The 12,888-nt window shown below is 31.2% G+C and carries 12 protein-coding genes; 1 reads left to right on the forward strand and 11 read right to left on the reverse strand.

Translation table 11 applies throughout. The features are described from left to right. On the reverse strand, positions 1-1,351 hold a 1,351-nt coding region (locus Q0J35_RS08670; RefSeq protein ID WP_297195534.1), incomplete at its 3' end, for a saccharopine dehydrogenase family protein. Between the two features lie 134 nt (positions 1,352-1,485). Between Q0J35_RS08670 and Q0J35_RS08675 the strand changes: the two genes are divergently transcribed. Beyond that, complete coding sequence (locus tag Q0J35_RS08675; RefSeq protein ID WP_297195536.1) at positions 1,486-2,133, forward strand: hypothetical protein; 648 nt, start codon at positions 1,486-1,488, stop codon at positions 2,131-2,133. A gap of 28 nt (positions 2,134-2,161) precedes the next feature. Here the strand turns inward: Q0J35_RS08675 and Q0J35_RS08680 are convergent, their stop codons facing one another. From Q0J35_RS08680 to Q0J35_RS08725, 10 genes are read right to left on the reverse strand one after another with little or no spacing between them, the layout of a single operon-like run. Beyond that, the gene (locus tag Q0J35_RS08680) at positions 2,162-4,489 is read right to left on the reverse strand and encodes a hypothetical protein (RefSeq protein ID WP_297195537.1); all 2,328 of its coding nucleotides are present in this window, start codon (positions 4,487-4,489) and stop codon (positions 2,162-2,164) included. Between the two features lie 11 nt (positions 4,490-4,500). Further along, positions 4,501-5,736, reverse strand: a complete 1,236-nt coding sequence (gene serS / locus Q0J35_RS08685; protein WP_297195540.1) for a serine--tRNA ligase — start codon at positions 5,734-5,736, stop codon at positions 4,501-4,503. 9 nt (positions 5,737-5,745) lie between these two features. Then, positions 5,746-6,705: a tryptophan--tRNA ligase gene (trpS, locus tag Q0J35_RS08690; RefSeq protein ID WP_297195542.1), complete on the reverse strand. Its 960-nt coding sequence runs from the start codon at positions 6,703-6,705 to the stop codon at positions 5,746-5,748. After that, positions 6,693-7,193 (reverse strand): shikimate kinase, encoded by a 501-nt coding sequence (locus Q0J35_RS08695; RefSeq protein WP_297195543.1) that lies wholly within the window; start codon positions 7,191-7,193, stop codon positions 6,693-6,695. Before Q0J35_RS08695 ends, trpS begins: the two co-directional genes overlap by 13 nt. Continuing rightward, positions 7,186-8,553 carry a ribosome biogenesis GTPase Der gene (gene der, locus Q0J35_RS08700; RefSeq protein WP_297195545.1) on the reverse strand — a complete coding sequence of 456 codons (1,368 nt, stop codon included), beginning with the start codon at positions 8,551-8,553 and terminating at the stop codon, positions 7,186-7,188. Before der ends, Q0J35_RS08695 begins: the two co-directional genes overlap by 8 nt. After that, positions 8,553-8,885 (reverse strand): dihydroneopterin aldolase, encoded by a 333-nt coding sequence (locus Q0J35_RS08705; protein WP_297195547.1) that lies wholly within the window; start codon positions 8,883-8,885, stop codon positions 8,553-8,555. Before Q0J35_RS08705 ends, der begins: the two co-directional genes overlap by 1 nt. Further along, on the reverse strand, positions 8,885-9,532 hold the full coding sequence (locus Q0J35_RS08710) for an alpha/beta hydrolase (protein ID WP_297195549.1): 648 nt from the start codon (positions 9,530-9,532) through the stop codon (positions 8,885-8,887). The genes Q0J35_RS08705 and Q0J35_RS08710 overlap by 1 nt, the downstream gene beginning before the upstream one ends. 47 nt (positions 9,533-9,579) lie before the next feature. Then, positions 9,580-11,388, reverse strand: coding sequence for a 6-hydroxymethylpterin diphosphokinase MptE-like protein (locus Q0J35_RS08715; RefSeq protein WP_297195551.1), 1,809 nt, complete (start codon positions 11,386-11,388; stop codon positions 9,580-9,582). Further along, positions 11,381-12,232 (reverse strand): signal recognition particle-docking protein FtsY, encoded by an 852-nt coding sequence (ftsY, locus tag Q0J35_RS08720; RefSeq protein ID WP_297195553.1) that lies wholly within the window; start codon positions 12,230-12,232, stop codon positions 11,381-11,383. The genes Q0J35_RS08715 and ftsY overlap by 8 nt, the downstream gene beginning before the upstream one ends. Then, a complete protein-coding gene (locus Q0J35_RS08725; RefSeq protein ID WP_297195555.1) occupies positions 12,232-12,771 on the reverse strand; it encodes a TlpA disulfide reductase family protein in 540 nt (179 codons plus the stop codon). The genes ftsY and Q0J35_RS08725 overlap by 1 nt, the downstream gene beginning before the upstream one ends. Positions 12,772-12,888: the final 117 nt, after the last annotated feature.

Genomic DNA, 12,888 nt, shown 5'->3' on the forward strand with positions numbered 1-12,888 from the left:
GCATAAATGGGTCGGGGTCGTTTTGCTCCATATTCCACACACCGCTTCCATTGTTAGAATCTATGCCTTGAAATTCCGCTCCTTGAGGCATATCAGCATTATTAGCATTGTTTAAAAATTTAGCTTGATTATTTCCCCACTTGCCCTCGCATATAAGCTTCGCTCCTATCATCGCTGGCACTCCTGTGGTATAGCTTACGCCTTGCGCATTTACCTCTTTATAACAAGCCTCATGTTCGCAAATATTATAAATATAAATCGTGCGTTCTTTGCCATCTTTTACGCCCTTTATATAGCAGCCGATGTGTGTTTGTCCTTTAGTGCGGGGCGCTAAGGAAGCCGGGTCTGGTAAAAGCGTCTTTAGCACCTGAATAGGCACGATTTTTTGTCCATTATGCTCCACCTCATCAACGCGTAAAAGCCCGACATTTTCAAGGCATTTCATATGCGTTAAATAACTCTCGCCAAAGGTCATAAAAAAGCGAATTCTGCGTAAGCCCTTGATATTTCTTATAAGAGATTCTAGCTCCTCGTGATATAAAAGATAGCTATTTTTCACGCCTACTTCAGGATACTCCCATTCTTTCATCAAAGCAAGAGGGGCGACATCTCGCCACTGACCACCAAAATAGCTCTCATTTTTTAAATCCTGCGTGTTGGATTCTAGTTTAAAATGCTTTTCTTCACGCTCAAATTTGCGGTAAATGGCGTCCTTTTTTAAGTCTTGATTTAATGCCAATTTATCATCTTTTGTCCAAAATCTTGCCTTTGAGCTAACTTCTCTCAAATTAATCTCTGGATTAAAATTCGTAGCAAAGGCATAGCCGTGATCTCCTGCATTACAATCCAAAATATCGATAGTATGTATCTCATCAAAATAATGTTTTTGTGCATAGGCACAAAAGACATTCGTAACTCCCGGATCAAAGCCGCTGCCAAGTAGGGCAAAAATCCCTGCTTGTTTATAGCGTGTATCATACGCCCACTGCTCTTTATACTCAAAATGCGCTGAGTCTGGATGCTCGTAATTTGCCGTGTCTAAATAATGCGTCTTAGTCTCTAAGCAAGCTTGCATAATGCTTAAATCCTGATAAGGCAAAGCCACATTTACGACCAAAAAGGGCTTATACTTTTCTATTAAAGCAACGATTTCTTCAACCTTATCTGCATCAACACTATCTATCTCTATCTCGCCTAGCCCCTTAGCACGAATAGAATCTGCTATCGCCGCACACTTAGCGATATTACGCGAAGCTAAGATAATGCGAGAAAACACCTCTTTATTCATAGCCATTTTGTGTGCGACCACACCGCCAACACCACCAGCACCGATTTGCAAAACACAAGCCATACGATATCCTTATAAAAAATAGCACTCATTATATCAAAAATTTAAAAATTGCTTTTATTTTTAAATTTCTTTGTATAAAATAAATTTAAAATTTGTCGATATTAGTTTAGTAATTAAAATATAAAGGAGCAAAAATGCAGGTAGGTTATACAAGCAGCTATAATGCTGTTTCATCAAAAACAGTCAGTGAAAGTAAGGCAAATTCACCTGAAACCAAAGATGAGCAAAGTGTTACTGAAAAAAACATTTTAAGTCTTGCCAATGGTGAAATCAACAAAGATACAATAAAAGATATTCAAGCTATGGGTGGTGCAAAAGCTATATCACAAGCCTATGTTATGCAATTTCAACAACAAGCTTTAAACATAACAATGGGCAACTCAAGCACTCAAGGTTCATTGCTAGATCTTATAAATTCATCATCTACAGCTAAGGTTGCTAATATTTTTTCTCAAATAGATTTTGCAAGTATAGGATATGAGGGAAAAAATCCATTAGCTATGAATTCAGCCGAGTTAAATTCGCTTTTGGGAGAAAATGGGTTTTTCGGCGTAGAAAACACAGCAAATCGTATAGCTGATTTTGTTATAAATGGTGCTGGAGATGATTTAGAAAAATTACAAGCTGGTTTTGAAGGAATGAAAAGAGGCTTTGAAGAAGCTGAAAGACTTTGGGGAGGGCAATTACCTCAAATAAGCCAAGATACTATAGATAAAGCTATAGAAAAGGTTAGTGCTAGAATAGAAGAGCTTGGAGGAAAAGCTGTAAGCATAAATGCTTAAAATTTAGGCATTCAAATTTTTGAATGCCTTACTTACGTAAATCAAAGCTAAAAAAGCTGCTTAAAAATCCGTCTTTTACTTGTCCGTATTGGTATATCGCTGGTTCATAATTTTGCACTTCGTGATATAGTAAAGCAAGTGCTAATCTAGCGTCTTGATTAGAATCATCTTCTAGCTTGGAAAGTTCTAAAAGTGCTATGGCAGCGTTTGGATTATTTGAACCCACAGCAGCAACTGCCGCTAAAAAATAAGTATCAGAATCTTTCATATTATAATCTTCTATAAGTATATTGTAAAGTCCGTATGCCTCTTCAAAAAGACCTGCGTAAATATCCATATAGGCAAGAGTAGCGCTTAGCCCTTGTGCGCTCTCGTCTTTTATAGCCAATCTTTCTTTTATCTTTTCTCTTTCTTGGTTTAAAAGCCCTGAAATTCGCATAATACTTATATAATTATCCCTTAAAACGGTTGGTCCATTTGAAAGTTTGTCATAATCATAATTAATATTTTTAAAATAAAGTTGTGCATTTTGTGCATATTCTTTTATATTTAAATTATAATTATTTTCATTGAAAAATAATATATTTACCAACAAATCATCTGAGAATTTTTCTTTTAAAGTATAGATTCTATCTCTAAGTTCATTATTTAGCTCATTATTTTTAGCAGTTATAATCTTTAACATCATTGAAAAAGCATTAGCATCTGGCTCATCTAAAAATGGTATCATAGCTACGTGATCGCCTTTTGCAAAGAGCATTATATACTGGTAAATTTTATCTTTAAATTCCTTGTCTAAATTTATATTTTCATTGATTTCATTAAGCAATCTAGTAGAATCTTTACCGCTTAAAGTAGCACTTAAAACTGCGAAAGCTCCCGCTTCATAGTTTTTAGGGTCTAAATGGTAAGAGCTTGAAAAATGTTTAAACGCTAAATCATAATATCTAAGCTGGGCATAACTAAGCCCTAGATTAAAATGCAAGATACTATGTTGGCTATAAGAATCAGATAACTTTTTAAATTCATCATTTGCTATCCTAAGCTTTCCATTTATGGCTAAGGATATGATATTAGCTAATTTTATATTAACCGATGATAGTGATTTGCTATTTTCTAATAGAGATTTTGAGCTTTCATTATCTTGTATAAAATTTGAAACATTTGCTTTATTTATATACATACTCGCCTGTTTTACATCAAATACTTGATACGGTGCAAAGTAAAAAAGCAAATCTGCTTGTTCTTTTAAATTGCTCATAAAATCTTTTGAAAAATTATTTTGAGCTATATTAATATCGCTTAATTCGCTATTTAATCTAACTCTAATCTTATAAAAGTCAAGTATATAATTTTCTTTTCCTCCAAAAGATCGCTTTAATCTATTTAGCATATCAGAATACCTTGCCGTCTTTATATCTACTAAATTCAATGCCGCTGCACTTTGATTATAGTCTCTGTTGGTTTTCATAGCTTCGCTTAAAGCAAGTCTTGCCTTGTCGTATTGACCTATTCTTGCATACAAAAGACCGATTGGCAATGAAGATTGATAAGCACCTTGGGATTCTAAATTTTCTATAGCCCTAGTATTAAGCCCCATTTTAGCATAAATTTTAGCACTTAAATATTTTGCATCATCTATATAATTTTCATTATCTGTTTGCTGTAGCATTTGTAATGCTTCTGGATATAAGCCTTTATAGTAATTTATCAAGCTCAAATAGTAGGAAAAAAGTTTAGAATTACCCTCATTTGAAAGATACACATAAGCAAGATCTATATAATAATCAAATTTAGCTTTATCGTTTAGGTAAAGAGCACAAACTGCGGCATTTATAGCTGAAATAGTCTGATTTTCATTGCTTGCTATTGATTTTTTAAAACTTTCCATAGCCAAACTGTAATTTTTTTGTTCCATTTGGGAAACACCTAGATTGTAATTGGACAAGGCTTCGCTATATATTGAAATTTGTTCATATATATTTAAGGCTTCTTCCCTTTCCCCTCTTAAATACAAAGCGTTTGCCTTTTGTATCATATCGTCTATTTTTTGCATTTCAAATTTCATACTTTCTGTATCTATTTGCTGTTGTGTTTGCTGCTGTTCCTTTGGTTTGAATACTTCAAAAGGATCTCTATTTTTACTTGATATAAAAAACAAAACAAGTAGCAATAAAAGCAATATACCAAGCATCAAAGAAAGAGCGAAAATAAACCTTTTATCCTTTAATATACTAACACGTTCTGCTTCTTCAAAAGTGTCGCCTTTTTCATTTTCTTTTTTTTCTTCTTCTATACTATTTTTACTTTTTTCTATTTTAGAATCATCTTTTTGTAAAACAACTTCTTCAGCCATAAAATCCTACTCTAAAAATATTTTCTAAGTGCATCTGGTATGCGAATTTTACCGTCTTTTTCTTGGTAATTTTCCATAATAGCAACAAGAGTCCTTCCAACAGCTAAAGAAGAACCATTTAAAGTATGTGCTAAAACATTTTTACCCTTTTCATCTTTATATCTAATCTTTGCTCTTCTTGCTTGAAAGTCCCTGCAATTAGAAACAGAGCTTATCTCTCTATATTTGTCTTGCCCAGCCAAATAAACCTCTAAATCTACTGTTTTTGCTGCTGAAAAACCCAAATCACCAGTGCAAAGCAATAAATGTCTGTGTGCTAAACCTAGAGAGCTTAACAAATCACTAGCACAACTTAACATTTCTTCAAAAACAATATCGCTTTGCTCGGCTCTTGTTATGCTCACAAGCTCAACCTTTTCAAACTGATGTTGTCTTATTATACCCCTTGTATCACGTCCAGCACTTCCTGCTTCTTTTCTAAAACAAGCACTATAAGCTGTCATTTTTATAGGTAAGCTTTCATAGCTTAAAATTTCATTTGAATATAAATTTGTAAGTGAAATTTCAGATGTCGATATAAGATAAAGATCTTCATCCTCGCTTTTATACATATCGTCTTTGAATTTCGGTAACTGCCCTGTTCCAAACATAGTATTTGAATTTACTAAATATGGCACATTCATCAAGGAAAAGCCTCTTTTTATGTTAAAATCTATCATATAGTTTATAAGTGCCCTATTTAGCAAAGCTCCTTCATTTTTCAATACACAAAATCTACTTGTAGCGATCTTAACCCCTCTTACAAAATCAAGCCAATCAAGCTCTTCTCCCAGCTCAAAATGCTCTTTTGCCTTAAAATCAAATTCAACAGGAGTTAAAACCTTCTTAAGCTCTACATTGTCATTTTCATCATCACCAAATGGCACATCATCATCTGGCAAATTTGGTATAGAGTGAGAAATTTGTTCGAGCTTGTCTTCAAGCTCACTTACAATCTTGTTTTGAGATGATATTTTTGCTTTGTTTTCGCTTAATTCATTTTTTAATTTATCTTTATTTTCAGCATTTGCTAAATCCTTACTAAACTTGTTTTGAAAAGCTTGCAAATTTTCAAGTTTATTTCTTTCATCTTTTAGCTTGATAAAAAGCTCCTTTAATTCTGCAAGCAAAGAAGGATCTACCTTTTTTGCTTCAAGTTTTTTTGATACAAGTTCAAAGTCATTTTGAAGTCTTTTTAAATCAAGCATAAATTCTCCTTACAGTCCAATTTTTTCATGAATTTTTTGCATTTTTAATTTAGCTATTTCTTTAGCTTTTTTAGCACCAAAATCTAGGATTTCCTTTATTTGTCCTGGGTTTTGCAAAAATTTATCATATCTACTTTTAGCCTCTTTAAAATAATCAAATACCAACTCATTTAGATACATTTTAAAATGACCATACCCTTCTGCACCACTTTCATATCTTTGTTTTAAAGCATTTTGCTCGTTCTCATTTAAAAATAAAGAACAAAGTTTAAAAACATTGCAATCTTGCCATTTTTTAGGATCTTGCAATGGTGTGCTATCTGTTATTATAGCAGAAATTTGCTTTTTAACAGTTTTTGTATCAGCAAAAATATCTATTGTGTTTTTGTATGATTTGCTCATTTTAGCACCGTCTGTTCCTATTACAACGGCTACGTTTTCATCAATTCTTGCTTCTGGAAGTGTAAAAATCTCGCCCCATTCATTATTTACCTTAAGGGCAATATCTCTTGCTATTTCTACGTGCTGAATTTGGTCTTTTCCAACGGGTATAACCTTAGCATCAAAAAGTAAAATGTCTGCCGCCATTAACACAGGATACGAAAAAAGCCCGTGACTAGCATTTAAACCTTTTGCTATCTTATCTTTGTAGCTATGTGCTCTTTCTAACAATCCCATAGGGGTAAATTGAGAAAGTATCCAATAAAGCTCTAAAACTTCTTTTACATCACTTTGAAGATAGAAAGTGCATTTTTGCTCATCTACGCCAAGAGCTAGATATGCGGCTGCTGCTTTTAAGGTATTTTCTCTTAAGCTTTGTGCGTTTTTACTAGTAGTCATAGCGTGATAATTTGCTATAAATATAAACATATCACTTGTTTCTTGGGCTTGTATCATCTGTTTTAAAGAACCAAAATAATTGCCTATATGTAGGTCTCCGCTTGGCTGAAGTCCCGTTAGAATTCGCATTTTAAATCCTTTTTAATTTCATAAACTATATCTTTTATACTTTTTCCTTCTACGCAAACTGTCAAATTTGATAAATTTTCATACAAAGCTAATCTTTCATTAAAAAGTTGTCTAGCTTTTTTTTCGTCATTAAAAAGAGGTCTTTGTTCTAGGTCTTCTTTGCTAAGTCTATTTTTTAAAAAATCAAAATCAGCCTTTAAATATACTATCTTACCAAGCTTATCTAATTTTTTTACTTTTACGAAACCCCCTCCTGTTGATATTATAGAATTTTTCATATAAAGAAAGCAAGTAGCTAGTTTTTCTTCTTCTCGTCTAAAAAAATCCTCTCCAAAACGGTTAAATATCTCCCTAACAGTCATCTGAAATTTAGCCTCTATCAATTCATCGCTATCAAATAAGAATCTATCAAGCTCAAGTGCTAAAGCTTTTGATACTGAGCTTTTGCCAGAACCCATAAAGCCTATTAAAACTAAATTTTCATTCATCTTCTTTTTGTCCCTTTTTACGAGTAGCTATAATCAAAGGCACTCCGTCTAATTTAAAATTTTCTCTTATCTTGTTTTGAATATATCTTTTGTAACTAAAGTGAAGTGCTTTAGGTCTATTCATAATCAAAGCTATCTTTGGTGGAGCTATTTCATACTGCGTTGCATAGTAAATTTTTACAATTTTTCCCTTATCGTGCGGCAAGGGATGCATTTTTGTAGCTTCTGATATGAGGGAATTTAACTTTGAGGTTGGAATTTTTTGTATATAATTTTCAAAAACTTCTAGGATTTTATCAAGCAATACATTTACCCTCTTTCCGCTTAGTGCTGACACGCTTATAATCGGGGCATAAGCTAAAAATTTGAATCTATCAAGTCTTAATTCTTTGACAGTTTTATCGAAATCAAGCTCACTTTTATCCCATTTATTTAAGACTATTATGATAGCTAAGTAGTTTTTGCTTAAAATACCAGCTATCCTCTCGTCAAGCTCGTTAAAACCCTCTTGTGCATCCAAAATTAAAAGTGCAATCTGTGCGTCTTCTAAAACCTTTTGAGTGCGATTTAATGCAAATTTTTCAAGTCCTAAAATTTTACCTCGCTTTCTAATGCCTGCAGTATCAACAAATTCTATAATTTTATCCTTATAAACAAGGCTTTCATTTACAGGATCTATTGTAGTGCCTGCAAGCTCGCTAACAACACTTCTTTGTTCTTTCAAAAAAGCGTTTAATAAACTTGATTTACCAACATTAACACGACCTAGAATTCCAACTTTTATATGTTTTTCATCTATTTGCTTAAAAGTTCTTTCATCAAAATTATCTAAAAAATCTTCTAAACTCTCATCTTCATCGCTTTTAAGGACTTCAGAAATCAAAAATTTCTCAAGCCAAGCATAAAGCTCATCAAAACCGATATTGTGTGTTACGGAGATAAAAAATAATTCTTTTACTCCAAAATTCATAAATTCCCAAGCTCTTTGCTCGTCCTTTTTATTGTCTATTTTATTTACAAGCAAGGCTATTGGTTTATTTAGTTTTTTTAATGAATAAAAAATTTTTCTATCATAATCATCTGGTAAATTCTTGCCATCGACAACATAAAGGATTATGTCGCTATCCTTAGCCATTTTCAAACTATTTTCTTTTATCTTTTTAAAAAAATCGCTACTTTCATCAAGACCGCCACTATCTTTTAGTATAGCTTTTTTATTGTTTATTATTATTTCTATCTTATTTACATCTCTTGTTGTCCCGCTTATATCACTTGTTATAGCTATTTTCTTTTTAGCAATTCTATTAAATAAACTGGACTTGCCAACATTTGGCTTACCAAGAATTATAACACTTTGCATTATGTCCTTTCATAACTACTTTTAACGCTTACTAAGCAGTCTGAAAAGATTTCTGGCTTTGTTATCTTTATCTCAAAAGATATTATATTTTTAAAACTCATTTTTATTTTTTCTTGCAAATATAGTAAAGCATTTTCTAAGGTATCAAATTTATTTTGAAAAGAATTTAATATCAAATCTCTTAACATACGGTAGTCAAGAAATTCTCCATTAAATTCATAAGTAAATTTAGCATTAAGTCTTATATTTTGCTCTTTTTTTCTTTCAAAATCCAAAATACCTATAATACTTTTAAATTCTAGATTTTCTATACAAATTTCAAATAAGTGCATTACTGTAAATCCAGTTGTTTGCTTACAATATCAAGTATTATAGGTGCTTTTCTAAGAGGCTTTCGAGCACCAAAATGCTTTCCATCATCAGGCTGTATAAATTTAGCATTTAAACTGTGTGCTAAATCCTTACTAAGCTCTGTTGGAACTACATTATCATTTTTAGCAGATAGCACTATGATATTTTTTATCATCTTTGTAAGTTTGGTAAATTCCACATCTCTTTTTAAAAAAGGATTTAGTTCTGGTAATATACTCAAAGGTTTTGAAAAACCTCCTACCAACAATACTCCTCCTACTTTTGCATCTTCATTTAAAGAAGATAAATACTCAAGCAAAGCTATGCAACCCAAACTGTGTGCTACAAAATAAGTATTTTCATTTACAGAAGCAATTTGTTGCTTTAATCTCTTTTGCCATTCATCTGGATTTGGTTTAAAAGGATTTGGCAAGTCTAAAATTTTGACATTTAAATCCTTGTCCTTTTTCAAAAGCTCGTTTTTTAACCACTTAAACCAGTGAGATGAAGAATCAGAGCCAAACCCGTGTATGATATATAACTCTTTGCTTTCTTTTGCACTCAAATTTACAACAAAAACAAAGTTCAAAGCACAAAAAATAGCTAATAAAAAAGATATTTTTCTCATAAGAAATCCTTGAAGTTTTGAATAATTATACAAAAAAAGGTAAAATTCTATATATTTTTGCTAATTATTTCTCTTAAAAGTTTCATACTTACAAGCAAAACAGTTAATGATTTTACGTATTCTTCGATGATTTGTAGCTCACTATTTTGCTGTAAGCTTAGTTTTGAAGTGTTTAATTCAAGCTGGGTAAAATAAGGTATAGTAAGTCCATAAAAGCACGGATATTTCTTTAACTCCTTATCTGTATGCATAAATATATCCTCAAGGCTATCTTTTATGATATGCACATCATAATTTTCGTTATTTATATATGTTTGCAAATATGATATATTAGTTTCTAAAAACGATATAAAATCCTTACTATTTTGCAAAAGCTCATTTTTTACATTTTCTATCTTTTTAAAAAGCTTATCTTGTATATTTTTGTCAAGAGCTTGTAAATTATTAAATGGTTTTTTTAATGTATTATCTAAAAAACAACTACATTCTTTAAAAGAAAGCTCTTGTGTAAAATCTATCCTAGCCCCACCTTCTGTGGCATTGATTATATTTAAATCGCTGTTTTCTTGTAAAACTTGCTTAAAAAAATCTTGTAAGATATATCTAAAATACTGCCACATTCTGTTTGTATATACAAAGCCATTTCCGCCATAAGCTATAGTTTGTTCTTTTTGAAATTCGCTTTCAAAAAATTCGCCGTAAGTGTATCCTTTGCTATGTGAAGCTCCATCATTTGCATAAGCTAAATCCTGACCTATAAATATTATGTTTTTATGTCCCAAATCTTTTGCTAACAAAAACGCATTGTGTGCAACTGAAGCACCTACAATAAATCCACAAAAGTCTTTAAGTTTAAATTTACTTGTAAAATCATCTTTGTGATGAATGATTATAAATTTTCTATTAGTGTTTTTTAGAAATTCTATACTTAGAGGATGAACCACTCCCATCATTACAAAGATAATGTTTTGATCAAATTTTTCAAAATTTCTTTTTAAAAGCTTAGCTGTTACTTCACTTCTTTCAGTCATTAATACATAATCACACTGAATACCATTCTCGCAAAGTATGCTGTAAGCAGAATCAGCACATAATACAGTAGCTTTTGCTTCATACTCTCGCAACAAATTTAACTGTTTATGAAGTGATGGTCCAGTAGATACTATTATGGCGGTTTTTGATGCGTTTTTCCTTTTAATCTTTAACTCTTTTAAACTTGGATTTTGTATCTCATCTTTTAAATTTGCTAAAAAATTTGATATGCCTTGCAAGGTATCACCACTATCATTTCCTCTTGAAATTCGAATTTGTTTTATGGTGCCTGAAATTTCTTGTTGTAAAGCTAGTATTTTATCTATGTTTTTATCATAAAATTCACTATGAATATCTAAAAAATAAACTAATAAAAAACTAAAAAATGGTCTTTGAGAAAATAAATCATAAAGGTTAAATTTTGAACTTAAAAGTATGATTTTATTTTCTTGCAAATATTTAGAAAAATCAACTTCGCTAAGAGCTGTAAATAAAAGCTCTATATCATCCTCAAAAACAACGATATGCTTTAAATTTTCATTTTGTTCTAATAAAAGAGTATAAAAAATTCCAAGCCCAAAGCCGTAAAAATAGAGTATTGGATATTTTTTATATTGCTTAAAATAATCTAGCTTTATATTGTAAAAAGATAGGGTATCTGAATAAAGAAAAGTTTTATCTTTGGTGTCAAAAATATTTATATCTAAATACCCCCCCCCCGTATCGTTAAATACTAGGTATTTGCTAACTTTTGTTTTAAATAATCTTTGTTTTAAGCTTTCATCTTGTATGAAATTTACGTTTTTTACAAAAATATTATTCATTTGCATAAATCCCATCTACTAGTGTTTTTACATAATCATCTGGTGAGAATTTCAATAAATCATCTTCTTTTTCACCTACTCCTACATAAAGTATAGGAAGTTCTAATTCTTTAGCTATGCTAAATAAAGCTCCGCCTTTAGATGTGCCATCTAGTTTTGTTATTATCACTGCATCTAATTTTATTATTTCATTAAACACCTTTGCTTGACTTATGGCTGCATTTCCTTGAGTTCCATCAAGAACAAGCACTTTTCTGTGCGGTGCTTTTTCTAAAGCCTTATTTGAAACTCTAATAATTTTTTCAAGCTCTGCATTTAAATTTTTTTGATTTTGCAATCTACCTGCACTATCTAACAAAACCCTGTCATAACCTTTATTTAAAGCTTTTATTATGCTATCATAGGCTATAGATGAGGGGTCTTTTGAATTTTCATTTATTACTATATCTACTGCAAGTTTTTCGCTCCAAAGTTTTAACTGTTTTGTAGCACCAGCTCTAAAAGTATCGCAAGCACCTAATAAAACAGAAAGTCCTTGTTTTTTATATAAATACGCTAGTTTCGCAACAGTCGTTGTTTTTCCTGCTCCATTAACGCCTAAAATCAGCTCAACAAAGGGCTTACTTTGTTCTTCTTCTTTTTTATCATATATAAAATATGCAGACATCACTCTAAGCAAATCTTCTTTTTTTACAAGATCCCCAGGAGGCAAATAATACAAAATTTCCTCTACTATATCATAGCTAACATCTGCTTCTAATAATATTTCTTCCAAAATTTCCTTTGAAACCTTGCCATTTTGTTTAGATATAGAAGCTAAAGTTTTTTTTAAAAAATCAAACATTACATTATAGCCTTTTGTATGTCTATATCAAGCATTTCTTGAGGGATTATGCCTAGATATTTATTAAAAAAAGTTCCATCACTTTTATAAAGAACTATAGTCGGTATGCCATTTAAACCACCTATACTTCTTGATAGTAGAAAATTCCCATCAGTAAAAGAAACAGCAAAATTTATCCTGCTTTTTTGTATAAAATCAGCCAAATTTAAGTTTTTATCATCATCCATTACAACTGCAACAACATCAAAATTATCTTTGTATTTTTCCTGCAAAGAATTTAAATGAGGTATTTCAGCCAAACACGGCACACACCAAGTGCTTATAAAAAAAAACATAGTAGCTTTTTGATTATTCTCAAATTCTAAGACACCATCCTTTGCCTTGATATTTAAATTTTTACCATTATTAAGAGCTAGAGTAAAATTTAAGCTTTCATTCTCAGAAATAGAAGCAGATACATTTTTATCTTCAACTTCATCTGTGCTACAAGATATAAATACAAAAAGACTTAAACATAAACTAATAATAAAAATTTTCATAAAAAATCCTTGTTTTTTTCTAAATATTAGCGATTCTAGCATACCTTTCCTTAAAAAACCACAAACCCTCATTTTAAACTCCTTTTAAGCTTATTATTATATAATTTCATTTCCTTT

The organism is uncultured Campylobacter sp., assembly GCF_944323605.1.
GTDB lineage: Bacteria > Campylobacterota > Campylobacteria > Campylobacterales > Campylobacteraceae > Campylobacter_D.